General features: G+C 61.7%; 11 protein-coding genes and 1 pseudogene. 6 read left to right on the plus strand and 6 right to left on the minus strand.

Annotated features, from left to right (window positions below):
• Together AAEQ75_RS16980 and AAEQ75_RS16985 are read right to left on the minus strand one after the other, a co-directional pair.
• Positions 1 to 879 (minus strand): DNA-3-methyladenine glycosylase family protein, encoded by an 879-nt coding sequence (locus tag AAEQ75_RS16980; protein WP_343349836.1) that lies wholly within the window; start codon positions 877 to 879, stop codon positions 1 to 3.
• 211 nt (positions 880 to 1,090) lie between these two features.
• Positions 1,091 to 1,981 carry a DMT family transporter gene (locus tag AAEQ75_RS16985; protein WP_343349837.1) on the minus strand — a complete coding sequence of 297 codons (891 nt, stop codon included), beginning with the start codon at positions 1,979 to 1,981 and terminating at the stop codon, positions 1,091 to 1,093.
• Between the two features lie 220 nt (positions 1,982 to 2,201).
• Between AAEQ75_RS16985 and aceK the strand changes: the two genes are divergently transcribed.
• Entirely contained in the window at positions 2,202 to 3,920 is a 1,719-nt protein-coding gene (aceK, locus tag AAEQ75_RS16990; RefSeq protein WP_343349839.1) for a bifunctional isocitrate dehydrogenase kinase/phosphatase, read from the plus strand.
• Between the two features lie 87 nt (positions 3,921 to 4,007).
• Positions 4,008 to 4,139: a PA1414 family protein gene (locus AAEQ75_RS16995; RefSeq protein ID WP_316916220.1), complete on the plus strand. Its 132-nt coding sequence runs from the start codon at positions 4,008 to 4,010 to the stop codon at positions 4,137 to 4,139.
• Between the two features lie 5 nt (positions 4,140 to 4,144).
• On the opposite strand, the pseudogene AAEQ75_RS17000 reads toward AAEQ75_RS16995, so the two are convergent.
• Positions 4,145 to 4,453, minus strand: a pseudogene (locus tag AAEQ75_RS17000) (MBL fold metallo-hydrolase); the annotation flags it as partial.
• 314 nt (positions 4,454 to 4,767) lie between these two features.
• On the opposite strand from AAEQ75_RS17000, the gene AAEQ75_RS17005 reads away from it, so the two are divergent.
• Entirely contained in the window at positions 4,768 to 6,333 is a 1,566-nt protein-coding gene (locus AAEQ75_RS17005) for a methyl-accepting chemotaxis protein (protein ID WP_343349840.1), read from the plus strand.
• 91 nt (positions 6,334 to 6,424) lie between these two features.
• Positions 6,425 to 7,018: a tRNA-uridine aminocarboxypropyltransferase gene (locus tag AAEQ75_RS17010; RefSeq protein ID WP_343352416.1), complete on the plus strand. Its 594-nt coding sequence runs from the start codon at positions 6,425 to 6,427 to the stop codon at positions 7,016 to 7,018.
• Between the two features lie 185 nt (positions 7,019 to 7,203).
• On the opposite strand, the gene AAEQ75_RS17015 is transcribed toward AAEQ75_RS17010, so the two are convergent.
• The 3 genes from AAEQ75_RS17015 to AAEQ75_RS17025 form a co-directional block, all read right to left on the minus strand.
• The gene (locus AAEQ75_RS17015; protein WP_343349842.1) at positions 7,204 to 8,562 is read right to left on the minus strand and encodes an HlyD family type I secretion periplasmic adaptor subunit; all 1,359 of its coding nucleotides are present in this window, start codon (positions 8,560 to 8,562) and stop codon (positions 7,204 to 7,206) included.
• A gap of 12 nt (positions 8,563 to 8,574) precedes the next feature.
• Complete coding sequence (locus AAEQ75_RS17020; protein WP_343349844.1) at positions 8,575 to 10,734, minus strand: type I secretion system permease/ATPase; 2,160 nt, start codon at positions 10,732 to 10,734, stop codon at positions 8,575 to 8,577.
• 78 nt (positions 10,735 to 10,812) lie between these two features.
• Entirely contained in the window at positions 10,813 to 12,168 is a 1,356-nt protein-coding gene (locus tag AAEQ75_RS17025) for a TolC family outer membrane protein (protein ID WP_343349846.1), read from the minus strand.
• Positions 12,169 to 12,614: 446 nt separating this feature from the next.
• On the opposite strand from AAEQ75_RS17025, the gene AAEQ75_RS17030 reads away from it, so the two are divergent.
• Together AAEQ75_RS17030 and AAEQ75_RS17035 are read left to right on the plus strand one after the other, a co-directional pair.
• Complete coding sequence (locus AAEQ75_RS17030) at positions 12,615 to 23,690, plus strand: retention module-containing protein (RefSeq protein ID WP_343349847.1); 11,076 nt, start codon at positions 12,615 to 12,617, stop codon at positions 23,688 to 23,690.
• 123 nt (positions 23,691 to 23,813) lie between these two features.
• A complete protein-coding gene (locus AAEQ75_RS17035; RefSeq protein ID WP_343349849.1) occupies positions 23,814 to 24,155 on the plus strand; it encodes a tryptophan synthase subunit beta in 342 nt (113 codons plus the stop codon).
• Positions 24,156 to 24,302: the final 147 nt, after the last annotated feature.

Raw genomic sequence — 24,302 nt, forward strand, 5'->3', positions numbered from 1 at the left:
TCAGCCTCCCGAATAGTTATGCCAGAGATGCGCCGCCGCATAAGCGCGCCACGGACGCCAGGCCTCGGCGTGAGCTTTGAGGCGCCGTGCGTCGATACCTTCCGCTCCCCACACTGGCGCCTTGAGTAGACCCAGATCGCTTGCGGGAAAGGCGTCTGCCTCACCGAACGCGCGCAGGGCGATGTACTCCGCTGTCCACGGGCCAATGCCAGGCAGGGCGCACAATCGCTCGATCAGTGCCAGGCTGCCTTCTTCCAGATCAAGCTTCAGGCTGCCATCGGCGATGCGCGCGGCGAAGTGCTGCAGGCACTGCACACGCTTGCCGGGCATGCCGATACCGGTCAGATCGGCATCGGCAAGCGCCTGCGGCGACGGGAACAGATGGCTGATGCCCAGTGTTTCCGGCGTCTCGATCGACGTGCCGACACGCTGTACCAGACGCCCGACGATGGTGACCGCCGCCTTGACCGTGACCTGCTGGCCGACGATGGCGCGCACCGCCTGTTCGAACGGATCGAACGCCACCGGCAGACGCAGGCCGGGATTGCGCAGCAGCAGCGGCGCGAGCAGTTCGTCAGCGCTCAGGTGCAGGGTAATCGCCTCGGGCTCGCTGTCGAGATCGAACATGCGCCGCACGCGCTGTTCGAGTTGATCGAGGTGTGCGGGTGAGGTCAGGCGACAGCGCAGTTCCAGCGCGTTCTGCCCTGGCAACGGGGCAACTCGAAACCAGCCGGGGGTGCCGTCGATGCTGAAGCCGCGGCTGTAGCTGTCCGCGCTCAGTGACTCCAGCCCAGGAATCGCACGCAAGGCAAAGTGGCTATGGAACTGTTGCCAGTCCCAGGGCGGTTGGTAGGGCAGAAGCAGCGTGATGATGTTCATGGCTGGCACCCTAGCGCGGCGCTTGCGGCTTGTCAGCGTGAAGATGACTTTCAAATCTCGGCAGGCCCGCGACCACTCCATGATGGCGTACTGCTTCGCGAGTACGCCCTACATCTAACTCCCCGGCGTCATTCCTTTCCAGATCGGGTGGATGTCGCTTTTCACATCCACCGCTTTGGCGGATCGATAAAGCGTGATCCACCCGTCCCGACTACGTTCTACTCACGCTTTGGCGCACCACCAGCCACAGCGCCAACGCGATCAACACGCAGCCAGGCAGGTAGGCCCAGCTCAGTGGCTCACCCAGCAGCAAAGCGCCCCATAGCACGCCAAATGGCGGGATGAGGAAGGTGGTGGTGCTGGCCTTGATCGGTCCGATATCGGCCAGCAAACGGAAATACAGCACGTAGGCGAACGCGGTGCAGACCAGGCCAAGGCCGGCCAGCGACAGCCACACCTCAATGCCGCCCCAGCTCGGCGGCGGTTGCAGCGCCAGGCTGCCGCCGAACAGCGGTAGCAGGAACAGGCTGGCGCCAGCGAGGCTGGCGAAGGCGGTGAGGCGATTGTCCAGGCCGCCCTGCTGACCAATCCAGCGTCGGGTAAGGAAACCAGCGAAGCCGTAGCAGGTGGTGGCCACCAAGCAGGCGCCGGCGCCGAGCAGCAGTTGCAGGTCGAAGGCCACCGGGCCGGTGCGGGTCAGCACCGCCACGCCAAGCAGACCGATAAATACACCCGCCGCCTTGCTGCGGGTGATGCCCTCATGGAAAAACAGTGCGCCGATCAATACACCCATCAGCGGGGTGGTGGCGTTGAAGATCGCTGAATAACCGGCCGGCAGGATCAGTGCTGCCATGCAATACATGGCCGACGGCAGGCCAGCATTGATCACGCCTAAACCCAGGCAGATGCGAAATTTGCCGCGAAAGTCCCAGTCCGTGCGCAGCAGCAAAAGCAGTACGAGCAGCCCCAGTGCGCCGAAGCTGGCGCGGAAGAACGCGGTCGGCATGCTACCCAACACGGGCGCCGCAACGCGCATGAACAGAAAGCTGGCGCCCCAGATGGCGGCGAGCAGCAGCAGGCGGAGCAGGTCGGCGGTACGCAAGGCGGAGTATCCGGCAGAGTGGGGCCGAGAGTGTTGCCGCTGGGCGGGGTTCTGGCAATCCGCATTGCACTTTCGAATATGTGTGGCGGTGCTGCGCGTGAGGGTGTGGGAGGGGCTTTAGCCGCGACGTGCAATCGTGGAGGCTGTGGCGATTCCCGATTGCATCCAGGCCAGTGTTGTCGGCTAAGCTCGGCTGATCACTGCAGATGAGGCATGCGTAATGGGGCAGCAATGGCCGGCTGGCGAGATCGCTCGCCTGATCCTCGAGGGGTTCGATGATTACCGCGAGCATTTTCGCCAGATCACCGATGGCGCGCGCTTGCGCTTCGAGCAGGCGCAATGGCAGGAGGCGCAGCAGGCTTCGGCGGCGCGCATCAACCTTTACGAAGAGAAGGTCGCAGAAACCCGCGAGCACTTGTTGCAAGGGTTCGATGCTTCGCTGCTGGAAGTCGGGCAGTGGCCGCTGGTCAAGAGTGCCTACATTGCCCTGATCGACCTGCGCTTCGACGATGAACTGGCGGAAACCTGGTTCAACTCGATCTTCTGCAGCCTGTTCAGCCATGACCAGATCAGCGATGGCTGCATGTTCATCCACACCACGCGGCCGTCTCTACGCAACCAGCCCAGCGCGGCGCAGACGCGCAGCTACCGGCCTGCTGGCGAGCTGCATCTGGCACTGCAGACGATCTTCGACGATTACCGTTTCGATGCTCCTTACGAGGACCTGCCTCGCGACCTGCAGCGTCTGGAAGAGCAACTGCGCGACAGCCTGCCGGACTGGGTCTGCAAGGACCCGCAACTGTGCATCGAGCTGTTCTCCTCGGTGCTGTATCGCAACAAGGGCGCCTACCTGATCGGGCGCATCTACAACCGTGAGGAGCAGTGGCCGCTGGCGATCCCGCTGCTGCACCGCGAAGGGCAGGGTATCCAGGCCGATGCGGCGATCACCGACGAGGCGGAGGTGTCGATCATCTTCTCCTTCACCCGCAGCTACTTCATGGTGGACGTGGCCATCCCGGCCGAGTTCGTCGGCTTTCTCAAACGCATCCTGCCAGGCAAGCACATCGCCGAGCTGTACACCTCGATCGGCTTCTACAAGCACGGCAAATCCGAGTTCTACCGCGCGCTGATCGGCCATCTAGCCAGCACTGACGACCGCTTCATCATGGCGCCCGGTGTGCGCGGCATGGTCATGAGTGTGTTCACCCTGCCGGGCTTCAATACCGTGTTCAAGATCATCAAGGACCGTTTCGCCCACGCCAAGACGGTGGACCGCAAGACGGTGATCGAGAAGTACCGCCTGGTGAAAAGCGTCGACCGCGTAGGGCGCATGGCCGATACCCAGGAGTTTGCCGACTTCCGCTTCCCCAAGGCCAAGTTCGAGCCCGAGTGCCTGGCTGAGCTGCTGGAAGTGGCACCTTCCACCGTGGTGGTGGAGGGCGACACCGTGCTGGTGCGCCACTGCTGGACCGAGCGGCGCATGACCCCGCTCAACCTCTATCTGGAGAGCGCCAACGAGGCGCAGGTGCGCGAGGCACTGGACGACTACGGCCTTGCCATCAAGCAACTGGCCGCCGCGAACATCTTCCCCGGCGACATGCTGCTGAAGAACTTCGGTGTTACCCGTCATGGCCGCGTGGTGTTCTACGACTACGACGAGATCTGCTTTCTCACCGAGGTGAATTTCCGCCGCATCCCGCCGCCGCGCTTTCCCGAGGACGAGATGAGTTCCGAGCCCTGGTATTCGGTGGGGCCGATGGACGTGTTCCCCGAGGAGTTTCCGCCGTTCCTGTTCGCCGATATCAAGCAGCGCCGTCTATTCAGCCAGCTGCATGGCAACCTTTACGAAGCCGATTACTGGAAACAGTTGCAGGAGGCGATTCGCGCAGGCAAGGTGATCGACGTGTTCCCTTATCGGCGTAAGAGCCCGGTAATTTGACGGCGCCTGGTTGAAATCCGGTTTGTCCGGCCTAATCTGATAAATGAGCCGCTGGCTCTTCCCTTTACTTGGCAGGAGGTCGTACCCATGCTCGCCAAGCTGCAAGAACAACTGCAAGCCCTGTTGCAGGCCCTTGGCCTTGTCCCGCAACCTCAGCCAATTCGTATCAGCGAAGCCGAGCAGGAGCGTCTACGGCGCGAAGCGCAGCAGCGTCGCTGAAATGCTCAAGTGAGCCGATGGGCGTCGAACCAGGCGCCTACCAGCTCACGCATCCGCTGCCCCGAAAAACTGCCGAAATGCACGCCGTGCACGGTGCGTACGGGTAGTTCGCGCAAGCGCGCAAGACTCCGTGCGTAATCCTCCAGGTTCGAGTGGTAAGCGTCCTCGATCAGCGGGCCTTCATAGAGGATGTCGCCGGAAAACAGCGTTTGTGTACTCGCTTCCCATAGGCTGATGCCGCCCGGTTAATGGCCGGGCGTGTGTAGCACCTGCAATACCCGATTACCCAGATCCAGCACGTCACCATATTCGATCATATCGTCACCCGTCGAGGTCCGTGGTCAGGGTTTTGGAACCGACTTGTGTGGCGAAAAAGTAGGCCTCGACCATGTGCTACGGGCTTTCGGTGCGTTCATAATGCCAGGCGTTATGGCATTAGTGTCGGATGTGTTGAATATGACTACTTCAGACCTTCCACGATCTGCTGAAGACGCAACTGAATAAGAACTGAAGCAGTGTCGCCTTTCTTCTCCGAAAGGCGTACAGCCCAACGCTGGCGCGCTTATTAGGCTGTGCTAGTACTTATTCGTACGTCTGCCTCAACTCCAACGCCACCAGGGAAGCCTAGATGCGCCAGAACCTGCCCGTGACTCAGCGGGAAAGAACCTTCCCCACGGAAGAACGCCTGATTTCCACCACCGACCTTAACAGCAAGATTACCTACTGCAACGATGCTTTTGTCGAGATCAGCGGTTTCACTCGCGAGGAGTTGATCGGCCAGCCGCATAACCTCGTACGACACCCGGACATGCCCCCTGCGGTGTTTGGCCATATGTGGGAGACGATCAAGCAGGGCAAGCCCTGGATGGGGATCGTCAAGAATCGTTCGAAGAACGGTGATTTCTACTGGGTCAGTGCGTATGTCACACCCATCTATGAGAACGGCAGAATTTCCGGCTACGAGTCGGTGCGCTCGTTGCCCACCGAGGCCCAGAAGCGTCGTGCCGAAGCACTCTATGCCCGGCTGCGGGCCGGAAAATCACCCGTGCCGAAGTTGGAATACTGGACCTATGATCTGGTGCGCTCCTGGCCGCTGATCGCCGCGTCGCTGCTGATTGTTGCGGCGCACTGGGTGGTTTCTGGCTGGGCGCTGATGGCTTTTATCGTGCTGACGCTGTTCGCGCTGGGCTCCTACCAGCTGTATCGGACTCGGCAACTGATTTGCCGCACGCTGGCAGAGCATCCGAAAGCCTTCACCAGCCGCCTCGTGGCGCTGACCTACAGCGATAATCGCGGTGCCCAGGCGCTGCTGGACATGGCGATGATCAGCGAGGAGGCGCGTTTGCAGACAGCGCTGACGCGGCTGGAAGATGCCGGCGAGAACGTCAAGAAGCGCGCCACCCAGTCTGCAGAATTGTCGCGTTCTGGCGCTCAGTTGCTTGACCAGCAGCGGGCAGAAACCGACCAGTCGGCGACGGCCATCAACCAGATGGCGGCGACCATCCAGGAGGTCGCGCTCAACGTACAGAGCACCTCGCATGCCGCCGAAGAGGCGGATCGTCTGGCGCGTGAGGGACGCGATCTGGCGGTGGGTAGCTTGGATTCGATGCGACAGATGGCCAAGGCGGTCAACGATATTGGTCAGGCGGTCAACGAACTGGCCAACTCCACGCAGTCGATCGGCAGCGTCGCTGACGTGATCACCTCGATTGCCGAGCAGACCAACCTGCTGGCGCTCAACGCTGCCATCGAGGCGGCCAGGGCAGGGGAGCAGGGGCGCGGTTTCGCTGTGGTCGCCGATGAAGTGCGCTCTCTGGCATCGCATACCCGTCAGTCCACCGAGCAGATTCACCAGATCATCGCTGACCTGCGTGCTGGAGCCGAGCGCGCCGTGGTGACGGCGGGCAAGGGCGAGGAAATTTCCCGTGGCAGCGTGCAGGGCGTGGAGTCGGTCCGCGATGCGTTGGAGGGCATCAGCTCGGCGGTGACGCGTATCACCGGTATGAGCCAGCAGATGGCGGCCGCCTCCGAGGAGCAGAGCCACGTGGCCGAGGACATCAGCCGGCAGATCACCCGTATCGCCCAGCTTTCCGATCACAGTGCTGGCCAGGCGCATCAGGGCGCGGCGATCAGCCGCGAGCTGGAGGAAATGGCCGATTACCTGCACAGCCTGGCGGAGCGTTTCAATCGCTGAACCGTAGCCGGATGTCATCCGAGGCATGCTTCGATGTTCCGGGTTGCAGCCGGACTACGCGTTGGCAGGGCGTTCTGGCACACTGCGCGGCATGCCTCGTCCGACCTGCTCCCGCTGCCAGCGCCCGCTCAGCCATTGCCTCTGTCCGCTGATTCCCGACCTCGAGAGTCGCACGCGTGTGCTCATCCTGCAGCATCCGAGCGAGGTCGGTCATGCCCTCAATACCGCTCGCCTGGCTGCGCTGGGTTTGCGCAACGCCGAGTTGCGCGTGGGTGAGGTGTTCGATGATCTGCCGCAATTGCTCGCGCAGCCTGACTATCGAGCCTGTCTGCTGTTTCCCGGCGAAGAGTCCGTCGCCTTGAGCGCTTACGCGCCCGACGAGAAACCGTTGTTGTTGGTGGTGCCCGATGGCACCTGGCGCAAGGCGCGCAAGCTGCTGCATCTCAACCCGTCGCTGGCGGCACTGCCGCGTGTGAGCCTGGGGGCAGTAGCGCCGTCGCGCTACCGTCTGCGCAAGGCGCCGGAAGAGGGGGCGCTGTCGACCATCGAGGCGATCGTTGCAGCGCTGGCTGTGCTTGAGGCGCCACGGGGTTTCGAGGCATTGCTGCAGCCATTCGATGCCTTGATCGAGGGACAGATTGCTGCGATGGGCGAAGCAGTGTTTGTCCGCAACCACCAGCGTTGACGCTGTGCGCACGGCGCACCCTACGCGCGTAGCCGTGGCAGATCTATAAGGGCGAAGGCATGTAGGGTGCGCCGCGCGCACCGGCTTTTGATCAATGCTACGGTTCGGGCTCGGTACGTATGGCGCATCTGGCGATGTCGCGTAGCCCGGATGAAATCCGGGCTACGCAGCAGCACGGCAGGTATTCAGCGTTCGCGCATGGCTTCCGAGCGGGCCTTGAGCACGGGCTTGAGCAGGTAGGTCAGCACGCTCTTTTCACCAGTAATGATGTCAACCGTGGCGACCATGCCGGGGATGATCAGCAACGGGTGTTCGTCGCTGCCGAGATGGCTTTTATCCGTGCGTACCTGGATCAGGTAGAAGCTGTTGCCTTCCTCGTCGGTGATGGTGTCGGCGCTGATCAGCTCGAGGTTGGCCTTGAGGCCGCCGTAGATGGTGTAGTCGTAGGCGGTGAACTTGACCATCGCCTTCTGCCCCGGATGCAGGAAGGCCACATCCTGCGGGCGCACTTTGGCCTCGATCAACAGACTGTCGTCCAGCGGTACGATCTCCAGCATGTCGCTACCCGGCTGCACCACGCCACCGATGGTATTGACCTTGAGCTGCTTGATCACCCCACGCACCGGCGAGGTGACGGTGGTGCGGGTTACCTTGTCCTGGATGGCGACACTGGTGGCGGTGATCTTCTGCAGCTCGGTACGTAATTCGTTGAGCTCCTTGAAGGCCTCGGCGCGGAAGGCCAGCTCGGATTCGTCCATCTTGCTTTTGATCTCGCTCATCGCCGCTTCTGCGCGGGGAATGGCCAGGTTGGTGGCTTCCAGTGATCCTCGAACTTCCACCACGCTACGGCGCAGGCGTAGCACTTCGACTTGGGAAATCGCCCCCGAGGCCACCAGCGGTTGCGACATGTTCAGCTCTTGCTGCAAAAGGCCGAGGCTGGAACGGTATTGCTGGGACTTGGAGCGAAATTCGGCAAGCTCTTGCTCCTTCTGCCGCAGTTGTTCGCCCAGGGTGCGTTGCTCACTGCGCAGGCGTTGTTGGCGTGAGCGGTACAGGGCCAATTGGTCTTCTGCCAGCTGCGGCGCGTCGCGGGTGATTTCTTCGGGCAGTTGCGGTTCTCGCCCTTCGGCCTCGGCGCTCAGTCGCTCGAGGCGGGCGATCAGTGCCAGTCGATCCGCTTCGGTTTCCCCACGATTGGATAGAAAGCGCGTGTCATCCAGCCGCAGCAGGGTGTCACCCTTTTCCACCACCTGGCCTTCACGCACGAAGATCTCGCTGACGATGCCGCCTTCGAGGTTCTGGATCACCTGCACCTTGCTCGACGGGATGGCCTTGCCTTCACCCGTGGTCACCTCCTCGAGCACGGCGAAATGCGCCCAGACCAGTGCGCTGAGCAGGCAGGCACTGACCGCCCACACGGTGATGCGGCTCAGCCAGGGCGAGTCTTCCAGAATGGCGCCTTCGACTTCCGGCATGAACTCGGTGTCCTGACGTTTCTCGCGCAGGCTGCCGAAGTAGTTGCCGAGATTCTGGGTCGCTTGCATCGCTCGTCGCTCCTACAGGCTGGCTGGGCCGACGCGGCCCTTGCGCAAGGCTTCGATCACCGCTTCCTTCGGCCCGTCTGCCACCACACGACCGTTGTCCAGCACGGCCAGGCGATCTACCAGGCTGAGCATGGAGGCGCGGTGGGTGATGAGGACCAGGGTCTTGCCCTGCACCCAGCTGTGCAGACGCTGGCGCAGCAGGTCTTCGCTGGTGTTGTCCATGGCGCTGGTGGGCTCGTCGAGCACCAGAATCGGTGGGTCGAGCAGTAGCGCCCTGGCCAGCAGCACGGCTTGGCGCTGGCCGCCGGAAAGCAGTTGGCCGCGCTCGCCCACCGGACGGTCGAAGCCCTGCGGGTGCTGTCGCGCCAGGTCGACGACGCCTGTCAGCTCGGCCACTTCGAGCATGCGCGCGTCGCTGATGTAACGCGCACCGAGGGTGAGGTTGTCGCGCAGGCTGCCGGCCAGCAGCGGCAGGTCGTGGGCGACGTAGCCGATCTGATGGCGCAGGTCGGCAACATCGAGCTGGCGCAGGTCGAGGTTGTCGAGCAGGATCTGCCCTTCGTCGGCGCTGTAGAACGCCATCATCAGACGCGCCAGGGTGCTTTTGCCCGAGCCGCTGCGACCGATGATGCCGAGCCGCTCGCCGGCGCCGAGGCGCAGGCTGACGTTGTGCAGCGCCGGGGCGTTCTGGCTGGGGTAGGTGAAGCTGATCTGGCGGATGTCCAGTGCCCCCTTGAGTTGGGTGCGATCCAGCGGGCGCTGCTTGTCCTGACGCTCCTGTGGCAATGCCATCAGTGCGTCGGTGCTGGTCATGGTCAGGCGCGCCTGTTGGTAGCGGGTGATCAGTCCGGCGATCTGGCCCAGTGGCGCAAGAATCCGGCTGCCTAGCATGTAGCAGGCCACCAGTGCGCCGACGCTGAGGTGGCCGGCGATGATCAGGTAGACCCCTGCGACGATGGTGGCCATGCCGGCGAATTGCTGCAGGAACAGGGTGCCGTTGGTGGCCAGCGAGGCGAGGAATTTTGCATGGCCGTCCAGGCGGGTGAGGGCACCGTGGGTTTGCTCCCACTGGTGCTGGCGCTCGCTTTCCGCGCCGCAGGCTTTGAGGGTTTCCAGGCCTCCAAGGGTTTCGATTAACAACGCCTGGCGCTGCGAGCCGAGTTGCAGGCTCTTCTGCACTGTGTCGCGCAGGCGCACCTGGATGATGTAGGCGAACAGTGCGGTAATGGGGAAGGCCAGCAGGGGGATGAACACCAGCGGGCCACCGATCAGGCCGATCACCAGCAGCATCAGCAGGGAGAAGGGCAGGTCGATCAGGCTGGTCAGGGTCACGGCCGTGAGAAAATCGCGCAGTCCCTGGAAGTCGTGAATGCTCTGTGCGAAACCGCCGATTGTGGCCGGTCGCGCTTTCATCGACATGCCAGTGATGCGTTCGAACAAGGTGGCCGACAGCACCACATCGGTCTTCTTGCCGGCGGTGTCCAGCAGGTGCGCGCGCAGTACCTTGAGCAGCAGTTCGAAACCGGTGCCGACAAACAGGCCAATGGCCAACACCCAGAGCGTCGAGGTCGCCTGATTGGGCACCACGCGATCGTAGGTTTGCATCACGAACAGCGGCACCATCAAACCCAGCAGGTTGATCAGCAGGCTGGCCAGCACGGCATCGGTGTAGAGCCAGCGCGACAGCTTCAAGGTGTCGCGAAACCAGGCTTCGATGCGCGGCACCAGCGGTGTGCGGGCTTCCTCAAGCTCATGCCGCGGGCGAGCAAAGAAGGCCCGGCCGCTGTACTCGGTGGCCAGTTGTTCGCGGCTGACCCATTGCTCGCCGCCATCCGTTTCGCAGGGCAGAATCTGCGCCTGCTGCTTTGGTCCCCACTGGCGCAGCACGGCGCTGCGGCCGTCCTTGAGCAGCAGCAGTACCGGCAGGTTGAGTGCTGAGATACTGGACAGGTCGCGTTGCAGCAAGCGTCCTTGCAACCCCGCTCGTGCTGCGGCGCGGGCCAGTAGGTCGGGGCTCAGGCGCTGCTCTGGCAGAGGCAGCCCAGCGCTCAGGCTGCCGCGACTGGCGGAACAGCCATGCAGCCTGCACAGGATCAACAAACCATCCAACAACGGATCGTCGTGACTGAGCCGCGGATCACTGGTCGGCCCTGGCCGTTCCATGGTGGTCAATTTCTACTACTCCTCAGGCCTGTTCAGACCGTTGCCGCACGTTGACCCTGCTTGCTCACGCGGGGTCTCGGGTCGGTACTACTTCATTTCCGGCAAGCGTGCTTCGCTCTTCACTTCGGTGAGGGCTACAGCTTCCGTCGGGACTACGACCTGTTGCTGGCGTAGCAGATCACCCATGGCCGCGACGACGCGGTACATCGAGAACTCTTCGCCGTAGCGAACCTCGGTGTAGCGGCGGTTGGCAGTGAACAGTTCGTTTTCGCTGTCGAGCAGGTCGAGCAGGGTGCGTTGCCCCAGGCTGAACTGCTGCTGGTAGGCCTCGCGAACCCGTGAGGTGTAGTCCGCGTAGTCACGGGCTTTGGGGGTTTGCAGGCGCGCGTTCTCCATGGCGTTCCAGGCCAGCGAGAGGTTTTCGTTAAGCACGCGCAGCGCGTTGTTGCGGATATCCATCGACTCGTTGATCTGGTGCGCGGCCGATTGCAGGCGGGCCTTGTCGCGCATGCCGTTGAACAGGTTGTAGTTCATCACCACGGCGGCTCGCCAGGTGTTGTAGTGCCCCTCGTCACCCTGCACGTTGTCGTTGGCATTGGTGGCCAACTCCAGGTCGAAGCGCGGGTAGAAGGGCGACTTGGCCACCTCGTACTGCTTCTCGGCAGCATTGACGTCCGACTGTGCCGACTTCAGGAAGGGGTTGTTGTCCATCACGGTCTGGCGGGCGGCGAGCAAATCGGCCGGCATGTTGCCCTTGACCGAGGAGGGTGTCTCCAGCTGATCCGGCAAACGCCCCACGGCGCTGAAGAAGTTGGCTTCGGCATCGGCCAGGTTGACCTCTTCGGTGTACAGGTTGTTCTGCGCCAGGGCCAGACGGGCCTCGGATTGGTCAAGGTCGGCGGTGCTGCCAACGCCCTGGCGGCTGCGCAAGCCGATCTGATCGTTGATGCGTTGGTGTGCCTGCAGGTTGTTGCGCGCCAGAGTGACCATCTCGCGGCGCATCAGCACATCGAGGTACACCTCTACGGTGCGAAGCGCCAGGCTTTCAGAGGTTCCGAGCAGACGGTAGGCGCGAGAGTTGACCACGGCTTGGGTGCGCGCCACTTCGTTGGGGGTGTTGAAACCATCGAACAGCATCTGCCGCAAACGCAGCTCGGCATCGCGGTAGTTCAGGGTCTCTGTGTTGTGTTTGCCCAGCGCCCTCGTGCTGGGGCTGTCTGTACGTTCCCGGCCGTAACCGACCAGCAGATCGACGGTGGGCAGGTAGCCGCCCTTGGCGAATTTCACATCCTCATCCGATGAGAGTCGGCTATTGGCGGCAGCGTGGATTTCCGGGTGATTGTCCAGTGTGCTCTGAATCGCTTCCGACAGATTCATGGCTTGCGCCTGACTGCAAACAGTCGCCAAAAGCATGGCGCTCCACAGCGGGGTTAAGGTGCGCATTGGCGTTTCTCCTGACTGAAGTTCTTATCCTGTCGCCATAAAAATGACGTTTTTCCCTGTCAAACCGTTTCAGGCTTGTAACATCACAGCTAAGAACAACTTTTTGAGAAGCTAAGAAGATTTTCTCATAATCTATATTCAGAAAAAATCTTATGAACTCTGAGAAAAGCAGCACATTGTTTGAGCCTGTGAGCTGCGCAACTCCTCATTTTTCGTGGGCTGCACAGCTGAAATGGGTTGTCAGGCATCAAAGGACGGGGATTCAACTGATGGAGTAGTTCGACGCATGCTGTAGTGACATTTTTTTGTCAGTAGCGTTTTTTGGATTTTGCGCCGTTCCATTTCAATCAGCTGTCTTGTTTCTCTCCTCGGCTACGAAAAGGTGTTCTGACCCTTTTGCTAGGTAAGTGTCGGCAGTGGTCGGCAGCTGTAGTGAGGATGGAATCATGGCTACTCTTATTGGTGTCGTCAGTCAGGTTGTCGGCGAGGTGTTCGCGGTAACGAGCGACGGATCGCGCCGGCCAATCAACGAAGGTGATCGGGTCTACGCGGGCGAGCAGCTAGTCACCGGTGTTTCCGGTGCGGTTGCGGTGGCCATGACCAACGGGCAGCAACTGACCCTGGGTCGGGACAGCAGCATCACCGTCGATACGCAAATGATCGCGGATCGCGGCGAGTCCCAGGCTCCGGTCGTCGAAACTCCACCGACTGTCCCCAGCGATGACGACCTCACCGATGTCGAGCGTCTGCAGGCTGCCATCGAGGCAGGGGACGATCCGACTCAAGAAAGCGAGGCGACTGCAGCCGGCCCTGGTGCTGGCGCAGGTGGTGCAGGAGGCGTAGGCGGTGGCCACTCGTTCGTGATGCTCAGTGAAGTAGGTGGAGCACTCGACCCGGTAATCGGCTTCCCCACTGCCGGGTTGCCAGGTGGGCCGGAATTCCCAGACGCTCTGCCAATCGCTACCGACGATCCTGAAGTGGATGGCATTCCCACGGGCGGCACTGCCTCCAATGCCGTGGATGAAGATGGCCTGCCCAATGGCATCAACGGTGGAGTGAACGACCTTGATGGCGATGCCACCGTGGTTACCGGTGTGCTTGGCTACAGCTTCGGCCCCGATGGGCCGGGCACCTTTACCTGGTCGATCGCTGGCCTGAACGAACTAGGTATCACTTCGGGCGGTATGCCGTTGTTCTATCAGGTCAGTCCAGATGGGTTGACACTAACGGCGTTTGCTGGCGAAACGATTGTCTTCGTCGTGCAAGTCACCAACCTTGTAACAGGTGCCTACCAGTTCGAGTTGTTCGCGCCGCTCGATCATGCCGCTCCACCGCTGGGCGGCAGCGACGAAAACGATATTCTCTTCCTTTTCAACTACACCATCACCGATGGCAACGGCACTCCAGCCAGTGGCAGCCTGAGCGTTCTGGTGGACGATGACAGCCCTACACTGGCAGGTGGTGAGGAGCGTCCGTTCATCAGGGGAGTGGTCAACGAAGACGCCCTGGGAACTGGCAATGCCGAGCCCGGCAGCTTGCCTTGGCAGACTACCCAGGTAATAGGTGGGCCAGGCACCCTCAACAGCTTGGTCGATTTTGGGGCAGATGGTCCCGGCAGATTCCAGCTCGATACTCGGCCGGAAGCCCTCAGTGACCTACAGGTATTGGGGCTGACCTCGGCAGGTCAGCCTCTGGTCTATTCCGTTTCGGACGATGGCACTACTCTCATTGCCACCGCTGGGGTGGAGGGGCCAACTGTATTCACCCTGGTTGTAGGAGCAGATGGTAGCTACACCTTCACCCTGTTCGGCCCCATTGATCATCCACAGCAGGATGGCCTTGACTCGGAAGCACTGGGTGGCAGTAACCTGGCCCTAGACTTCTCGAAGTTGCTGATCGCTACCGATTTCGACGGCGACGCAGTGCCTGGAGGCTTCGCTGGCGGCAGCTTCGTTATCGATATCGAGGACGATGTCCCGGTACAGGTTGGTGGTGAGGAGCGTCCTGTCGTTGTTGGCTTGGTGCAGGAGGATGCCCTGAGCGGCGGTAATACCGAGGGCAGTGGCCAGACGCTGACTGCCAGTGGAGGCCCCGGCGCCCTGGATGCTCTGGTCAACTTTGGTGCTGATGGTCGTGGTGGTTTCTTCCTGAGCCAGGAGCCCGGTGCACTGTCCGGCTTGCAGGCATTGGGTTTGACCTCCGGCGGTGTGCCGCTGGTTTACAGCGTCTCCAGCGATGGCACCACGTTGACCGCAACAGCGGGTGAAGGTGGTCAGCCGATCTTCAGCCTGGTGGTACGCCCGGACGGCAGCTACGACTTTACGCTACAAGGGCCCGTGGATCATCCGCAGCAGGATGGCGTGGATTCGGAAACCCTCGGCGGTAGCAACTTGGCCCTGGACTTCTCGGGTGTGCTGGTTGCCACCGACGGCGACGGTGATCCGATCTTCGGCGGCTTCGTTGGCGGCAGCTTCGTTATCGATATCGAAGATGACGTCCCGGTACAGGTCGGCGGTGAGGAGCGTCCTGTGGTGGTTGGCTTGGTGCAGGAAGATGCCCTGAGCGGCGGCAATACCGAGGGCAGTGGCCAGACGCTGACTGCCAGTGGAGGCCCCGGCACCCTGGATGCTCTGGTCAACTTTGGTGCTGATGGTCGTGGTGGTTTCTTCCTGAGCCAGGAGCCCGGTGCACTGTCCGGCTTGCAGGCATTGGGTTTGACCTCCGGCGGTGTGCCGCTGGTTTACAGCGTCTCCAGCGACGGCACCACGTTGACTGCAACAGCAGGTGAAGGTGGTCAGCCGATCTTCAGCCTAGTGGTGCGTCCGGACGGCAGCTACGATTTCACCCTGCAAGGGCCGGTGGATCATCCGCAGCAGGATGGTGTGGATTCGGAAACCCTCGGCGGTAGCAAATTGGCCCTGGACTTCTCGGGTGTGTTGGTTGCCACCGACGGCGACGGTGATCCGATCTTCGGCGGCTTCGTTGGCGGCAGCTTCGTTATCGATATCGAAGATGACGTCCCGGTAGAGGTCGGCGGTGAGGAGCGTCCTGTGGTGGTTGGCTTGGTGCAGGAAGATGCGTTGGGGAGCGGCAATGCCGAACCCGGCAGCGAACCGCAGCAAACCTTGACCGCCGAAGGCGGGCCGCGCACGCTGGATGCGCTGGTCAACTTCGGTGCAGATGGTCGCGGTGGTTTCCACCTGAGCCAGGAGCCCGGCGCGCTGTCCGGTTTGCAGGCGCTCGGCTTGACCTCCGGTGGCGTGGCGCTGTTCTACGCCGTGTCGGCGGACGGCACGACATTGACTGCTACTGCGGGTGACGGTGGTAGTCCGGTATTCACTCTGCAAGTAGGTACCGATGGTAGTTACCTGTTCACGCTCAATGGTGCGTTGGATCATCAGGAGGCGGATGGTGTCGACTCGGAAACCTTGGGTGACAACAGCCAGGCGTTGGATTTCTCTGGAGTGCTGGTAGCCACTGATGGCGACGGCGACCCCATCGCCGCAGGTTTCCCGTCTGGCAGCTTCGTCATCGACGTAGAAGATGATGTGCCGATTCTCAAACCCCTTGACCCGCAGCAGCCTGCTCTGGGCGGTACGGTACACGAGGATCTGTTGACCAGCCCGAACACGGGCAACCCGGATGGCGGTACGCAAACGCTGGTTGTCAGCACCGAGGGTGGTGCCGGCAATCTGAGCTCGCTGGTTTCCTTCGGCGCCGATGGCCCGGGGGCCTTTGGGTTGGTCGACAGCGGTACCGCGACGGGACTGCTCTATGCTCAGGGGCTCACATCGGGCCAAGAAAGTCTGGTCTATGAGGTGGTTGAAACCCGCGTTGACGGCAAACTGGTCAGTACCACGCTGACTGCGGTTTCCGCCGACAGTCTGGGCAATTACCCAGTGTTCACCCTGACGGTCAATGCCGATGGCAGCTTCCGCTTCGAGCTGCAGGGGCCGATCGACCATCCGCTTGCCGACGGCAATGATGGTGAACTGTGGGCTAACGATGGGGCGTTAGGTATCGACTTCACCCAGCTATTCACCGCCACCGATGGCGACGGTGACCACCTGCAGTTGCCGGAGGGCACCACGGGGCTGTTCGTCATCAATGTCCAGGATGACGTGCCGGAATTGGTCGTCAGCGAACCGGACTACTGCCTGACGCTGACCTACAAAGGCGGTGATGCAGCGATGTTCAATAGCTACGGCTATTACACCAAGAACGCTGATGGCACGCCGGCCAGTGGTGAGATCATCTGGAGCAATACGCGCTTTCTCGGGGTTGGCACCACCACCACTCTGGAAGGGCTCGATCCGGATAGCGTCGGCTTCTTCATCATCCCCAACGGCGCCTTCAATGGTGTCAGTGACGGTACCGAGGTTACCTTCCAACTGGTCGATGGCCAGTGGCAGGCCTTTGTCGGCGGTAGCGCACTCAATGGTGGCGGTGGTGCTGCGGTTGTCTTCGACAACCCGGCGCTCAACCCCAATGGCAAATCCCATGTCGAGGACAACGCCGCGCCCGGCAACCAGAACTGGGAAGACGTCAACAACGGCAATAGCGACAACGACTACAACGACGTCAATATCCAGACCACCTGGACGGCCAAGACACCGCCTGCCATCGGTGGTACGGTGCATGAAGACAAGCTGACGACCCCCAATGTCGGGAATCAGGAGGCTGGGCAGACGCTGGTTGTAAGCACGGCTGGCGGTGCCGGCACGCTGGCCTCGCTAGTAGCCTTCGGTGCCGACGGCCCTGGCAGCTTCGGCCTGGTGGACAGCGCCACGGTCGCTTCGCAGCTGAACGAGCAGGGGCTGACTTCCGGCGATAAGCCGCTGGTCTATACGGTCAGCGAGTGCTTCGATGACGACGGCAATCTGCTCAGCACCACGCTGACCGCTGCGGCTGCCGCGGACGTTGGTGGCTATCCGGTATTCACCCTGGTGATCAATGCCGATGGCAGCTTCACCTTCACCCTGCAAGGGCCGATCGACCATCCGCAGGCCGATGGCAACGACAGTGAGCTGTGGTCGAGCGCTGGCCAGATCGGCATCGACTTCACCCATCTGTTGGCCATCACCGATGGTGACGGCGATCCGCTGAACATCCCCGAAGGTGTTGGCGGCCTGTTCGTGATCAATATCGAGGACGATGTGCCGACCCTGAGCCTCGGGGTCAACACTCAGGCATTGGCTCAGCTGGAAGTGGCGTTGGACGAAACCCGTGGCAATCAGGATCGTTACGCCGCGAACGACGACCAGAGCCAGGGCTACGTGAACGACGACAATGGCGCGTTGGCCAAGGTCACCACCCAACTTGCCGGTGGCCTGACTTCGCTGTTCACCATCGGTGGGGCAGCTGGGGCTGATGGCCAGGCTTCGCTGAGCGTCACGCTGAGCTTCTCCGGGGTGCCTCCCCAGGGGCTGGCCACCACCTTGTCGGCCACCAATGGCGGTGCCATCCGCCTGTTCGTCGACCCGGCCAACAGCCAGGTCATCAAGGGTGTCGATGCCACTGGCGATACGGTCTTCACCATCGCCATCGTCACTGTCGATGGTCAGCCGCAACTGCAGACCACGCTGTTCGAAGCGATCCGCCATCCGGACAACGATCAGCGTTTCGACGAGGCGGTCGATCTGCTGATCAAACACCAGGGCTCGTTGCAGCTGCAGTATCAGGTCACCCGTGTCGACGGTGATGGTGACGCGGTGACCCGTACCGCGAAGGTCGAGCTTGCCGGCGGCAATTCGTCCTACTTCTCCTTCCAGGACGACGGCCCGAAAATCATCAAGTTCGAGCAGGGCCACAGCGTCAAGCTATACGTCGACGAATCTGTTGGCAAAGGTGGTTCCAGCCAGAACGAACCCGGTCAGGCTGCGCCGAATGACGAGCAGGGCCACGGCAATGTGCTGGGTTACGCCCGGATCGACGGCGACAAGCTGTTCAAGTTGACCGCCGATGGTGGTTCGGATGGCCTGGACAGCGGCCGTACCCGCTTCTCCCTGAGCCTTGCCAGTAATGGCGTGGACTCCGGGCTGAATGCCACGGCCGGCGGCGACATCCTGCTGTACAAGGAAGCCGATGGCAGCATCCTGGGTAAAGCCAATGGCGTTACGGTATACAAGATCAGCGTCAATGCCGCTGACGGTAGCGTGACCCTGGTGCAGTACAAGGCCATCGCTCATGGCGACACCAGCAGCCATGACGAGCTTGCGCTGCTCAGGGATGGCGTGCTGAAACTGAACGTGACGGTCTATGACAAGGACGGCGATTCGCAGAGCGCCAGCCTGGATCTGGGCAAGGTGGTCGGCTTCGAGGACGACGGCCCGAAAATCACCAAGTTCGAGCTGCAGCATGGCACTAAGCTGTACGTCGACGAATCGGTGGGCACCACAGGTTCCAGCCAGAACGAGAATGGCCATGTCGCGCCGAACGATGAGCAAGGCCATGGCGATGTGCTTGGCTATGCCAGCATCGATGGCAAGGATCTGTTCAAGCTCACGGTGGATGCCGGTTCGGATGGCCAGGATACGTCGCGTACCCGTTTCGAGTTGAACCTGAGCCAGGACGGCGTCGACTCCGGGCTGGATGCTACCGCAGGCGGCGATATTCGCCTGTACAAGGATGCCGACGGCAATGTGCTGGGTGTGGCCAATGGCGTCACGGTATTCAAGGTCAGCGTCAATGCAGGCAGTGGCAGCGTGACCCTCGTGCAGTGCGAGGCCATCGCCCATGGCAATACCAGCAATCATGACGAGCTGGCGCTTATTCGCGCTGGCGTGCTGAAGCTCGGCGTGACCGTCTATGACAAGGATGGCGATTCCCACAGTGCCAGTCTGGATCTGGGCAAGGTAGTCGGCTTCGAGGACGATGGCCCCTCCGCGGGCATCACCAATGCCGCCTACGCGCTGGACGATGAAGGTCTGCCCAATGGCATCAACGGTGGTGAGGGCGACGTGACCGGGACGAACACCACGGTCTCCGGCACGCTGGTATTCGACGCCGGCTCTGATGGTCTGCGTGGCATCTCCCTGTCCGGGCCGAGCGTGTTGGGCACCGAGAACGTCACCTCGACCTGGAATGCCGTAAGCAAAACGCTGACCATCAGCAGTGCCGAGCGCGGCACGCTGGTGACCGTGGTGTTGACCGATCCGGCGCTCGGCAAGTACGAGCTGGAGTTGCATCAGCCCCTGATGCATCCGGCTGGCCAGGACGAAAACGACATCAAACTGCAGATCGGCTACACCGTGACCGACGGTGATGGTGACACCGCCGTGGGCAAGCTGGTGGTCACGGTCAACGACGATACCCCGACCATCCAGGCCATGCAGCCGGGCTTCGAGTCGCAGGCCACCTTCCTCGGCACCGATGCCGGCTATCACAACAGCTACGGCTATTACTCGCGAGATGCCGAGGGCAATCCATCCGTGGGCAAGGTGATCTGGGCTGATGTGAAAGCGCAGGCGGCGGGAACCCCCTTCGATCTGGATGGGCTCGACCCGAGTGAGGTGGGTTTCTTCATCATCCCCAATGGCGCGGCCAACGTCGCGCTCAGCAATGGCGCCGAACTGACCTTCCAGCAGGACGCTGATGGTAATTGGCAGGCCTTACTGGGTGGCGTGCCACTGACCGGCGCTGGCGGTGCCAATGTGCTGTTCGATCGCGCCGAGTTCAACCCGGGCGGCTCGCACCTGCAGGACAACGCCGAACCAGGCAACCAGAATTGGGAGGATCTCACCGACGCTCCTGATTATGACTACAACGACGTCAATACCAACGTGACCTGGGGCATGCCGCTGCAGGTGGACGAGACCTATCTGGGCACGCCCGATGCAACGGTCAGCCGCAACTTCAGCTCGGCCTTCAACGCCGAATATGGTGCCGACGGCCCTGGTTCTCTGGTCTACGAACTGGTGATCAAATCGCCGAACTCCGGGCTGGTCGATACCGCGAGCGATGAAGCGGTCAAGCTGGTGTTCAACGGCTCGGTGCTCGAAGGTCGTACCGAAACCAGTAACGAGCTGGTCTTTACCCTGAGCGTCAACGCCGCAGGGCTGGTGAGCCTGACGCAACTGCGGGCTGTGGTTCATCCCACTGCCCAGCCGGATGAGTTGCACTTGCTGGGCAGTGACAAGGTTGGACTGCAGGCCACCATCACCGACGCCGACGGCGATCAGGCTTCGGCCAGCATCGACCTGGGCCAGGTACTGGGCTTCCGTGATGACGCACCGATGGCGGTCAGCGATGAGATCGTCGGTGAAGTCTCACGCACGGCAGTCGATCAGGTCGTCGGAAACATCAACGACCTCACCGGCAATGACAGCTTTGGCAACGATGGCAAGGCAAGCGTCTCGCCGGTGCAGATCATCGGCCAGGGCAGTCAGGGCGGTACGCTGGTCATCGATCCCAGCGGTAATCTGGTCTACAGCGCCGGCAGTGGGGCCAGCGCCGGTACGGAGGTGTTCACCTATCAGATCACCGACGGCGATGGCGACGTTTCCACGGCCACCGTGACCCTCACGCTCGGTGGCAATGAGCCGGTCGGCGGTCAGGCCTCTGGCAGCGTCGACGAGGATGGCTTGACCCATGGTCTGGCCGGAGGCCCCAACGACCTGGCTGGTGAAGCCGCCACGGCTGGTGGGCCACTGGGTTATCAGGTAGACAACTTCGGTGGTTTCGCCTGGGATGCCAGTGGCCTTGGCAGCCTGTCTTCAGGCGGCTCGGCACTCAACTATCAGCTCAGTGCTGATGGCAAGACGCTGAGCGCGTTCGATGCTGGTGGCAATCCGGTCTTCACTCTCAGCCTGACCAACTCGGATACCGGGCAATACAGCTTCAAGCTGTTCAAACCGCTCGATCATCCGGCGCCGGACGTTGCCGGTACGGCAGACGAGAACGACCTGAACCTGGCCTTCTCCTACAAGGTTTGGGACTCCGCTGCGCCTTCGGTTCCGGCCACGGGTAGCTTGACGATCACGGTAGATGACGACTCGCCGGCCACGCCCGACGACATCGCCAAGTCTGCTAGCGAACCGCAAGGCATCCAAACCAACCTCATGGTGGTGCTGGATCTGTCCGGCAGCATGGATGACGCCCCGTCGGGTGTCAGCGGTTTCAGCAGCAAGCTGGCGCTGGCTAAGGATGCCGTGCAACGTCTGATCGACAGCTACGACAACCTCGGCGACGTGATGGTACGCATCGTCACCTTCGCCAACACGGCCAGTGCTGTGGGCAATGTCTGGATGACCGCCGCTGATGCCAAGGCCTGGCTCACCGCGTTGGCCAACAACGCCGGCAACGGTTCGACAAACTATGACGATGCGCTGATCAAGGCGATGAATGCCTACGACTCGTCCGGCAAGCTCGCCGGCGCTGGGGTACAGAACGTTTCGTACTTCCTCTCCGACGGCCAGCCGACGTTGTCCAACGCCAATCCGGGCAGCAACAACAGCGGCAGCCAGTACAACCCGGAACTGGGCGATGGCATCGGCGCCAGCGAGGAGGCGGACTGGATCGCCTTCCTCACGGCCAAGGACATCAAGTCCTATGCGCTGGGCATGGGGCTGGGCAGTGACGTCGACAAGACCCTGCTCAACCCCATCGCCTATGACGGCCAGACCGGAACCAACACCAACGGCATTCTGGTTTCCAACCTCAACCAGCTCAACGACACCCTGCTGGGTACGGTTACCGGTACGGTCATTTCCGGCAACCTGATCAGCGAAGGCGGCAATGGTTTCGGTGCCGATGGCCCGGGTCTGCAGCCGATTGCCGCGATCACCCATAACGGAGTGACCTACACCAGCGAGTCGGCGGCCTACGATGCCACGAGCCATACGCTGACCTTCCCCACCGTGGGTGGCGGCTCGTTCAGCGTCAACCTGGTCACCGGGGCTTACACCTACAATTTCAACGGCGATGTCGCCGAGGATGTGACGGATACCATCCGCTACACCCTGATCGATCGCGATGGCGATGCGGTGTCTGCCGACCTGAATCTGACCATTACCGACAGCAGCGAGGTCTATGCCTACGACAACTACAACCAGGCTATCGTCGGGCAGAAGTGGGTCACGCCCGACCCGGTAACCAAGGTACTTGCGGACTTTTCCAATACCAGCAATTCGGCGTCTTCCGGGCCCAACTACAACCCCTGGATATTCGATACCACCGACAACGGCAACGTGAGTGGCAATGAAACCACGGTGATCACGCAGACCAATGTCCTGGATGTTTCGGGTAGCAAATGGGGCGTGACTGCACTCGGCTCGTCCAATGGCGTCAGTGCGCAGAACCGTGCCCTGCAGCTCGTCGACAGCGACCGTAAGCCCGACGTCAGCACGAAGGCCGCCACGCCGACTTTCGAGGTGGCCGAGGGCAACACGGCCAAGGTCTCCTTCGACCTGGGCAGCATCAGGAACTTCAGCAGCAGCGGCTCGGGAGACCAGTTCACCTGGACGTTGTACAAGCAGAACGGCAGTGCCTGGACGCTGGTGCAGAGCGGCACCCATGCATCCAGTAACTCGACTACCGTCACCAGCAACAGCGTTGGCGAGGGTACTTATCGCCTCTTCTTCGAGGTCAATGATCGTACCAACAACAGCAACAGCTTCCGTGTGCGGGTGGACAACATCACCCTGATCACCGTGGCCGCCGCGATGCTGGTCGACACGGCCACGGCAGTGGCGGGCAATGTGCTGACCGATGCCAACAACTATCTCTACAGCGACCATCCATGGGGTGCGGTGGACAGTAAGGGGAGTGAAGGGGCGACGCTCAGCGTGCTGGACAACGGCAGCTTCGTGACCGTGGGTACCTCTAAGACCATCGATGGGCAGTGGGGCAGCCTGGTGCTGCACAGCGACGGGGCCTACACCTACACGCCGGACCCCGACTACACCAACCTGGGCAAGGAAGATGTCTTCACCTACCAGTTGACCCAGCCAGATGGCGACGTCAGCACGGCGCGCCTGGTGGTTGGTATCGGCTCCAGCGTGGCGGTGCAGCCCAACGTGGTAATGGGGAATGAGGCGCTCAACGACACCCTGCTAGGTAGCGACGGCAGTGATGTGCTGCTGGGGTTGGGCGGCAACGATACGCTCCATGGGCTGGGTGGCAATGATCGTCTGGAGGGCGGTGATGGCAACGACACCCTGATCGGCGGCAAGGGCAACGACATCCTCATTGGCGGTGCCGGCAACGACACCTTCGTCTGGACTGCTGATGACCGCGGCGGTAACTATCACGATATCGTCAAGGATTTCGGCAATGGCGAGGACAAGCTGGATCTGTCGCAACTGTTGCAGGGCGTCACTGACCCAGGGAGCGCCGATGTGTTGACCCAGTACCTCAGCTTCGACTTCGTTAGGGAGCCGGGCAGTACGGTGATCAACATCGCCAGTGCAGGCAGTGGTGCACCGGTGGATCAGACCATCACCCTGGAAAACACCATTCTTTCCGGTGGTAATGCGGCGGATATCATCCAGAACATGCTGAACGACGGCCAGCTGGTCGCTTGATCCGGCAGCTGGTGCACAGGGACGTGCGCTTTGGAGTGTTCACCGGGGCGGCTCTCAACTAGAGTAAGCCCGCTACCCGTTCCGGGCGGCGGGCTTTTCTATGGGCGTTTGCTGGAGGTACCGATGGTCTATGTACAGCGCGACGCCGCGGGGCGGTTGCTGCGGGTCGAATACGAGCCTTTCGAGGGAATGACGGAAAACCTGGCGGTCGAGAGCGACGAGCTGCAGACCTGGTTGGCGGCCAAGGAAGAGGTCAAGGCGCGTCTGGACAGCCTGAAACAGTCTGACCTGGAGCTGGTGCGCGTGCTGGAAGACCTAGTCAGCGTGCTGGTAGAACGCGGTGTGATCCGCTACACCGACCTGCCCGAGGCCGCACGCCAGAAGCTCGATCAGCGTGCCATCGCGCGGGCGGAGATCGATGGGTTGAGCGGCCTGCTCGGCGACGACGAGCATCATCTGGTGTGAGGCTCGGTTGGCAGGTAAACGAGCCGATTGTTTCTGCTTAGGGCGATGATGCCCTCTCCCCAACCCTCTCCCATAAATGGGAGAGGGAGCAGAACGTAGCCCGGTGCAATCCGGGGATGCTCGGCGCGATATTTCCCGGATTTCATC

The sequence above is a fragment of the Pseudomonas sediminis genome, from assembly GCF_039555755.1.
Taxonomy (GTDB): Bacteria; Pseudomonadota; Gammaproteobacteria; order Pseudomonadales; family Pseudomonadaceae; genus Aquipseudomonas; species Aquipseudomonas mendocina_D.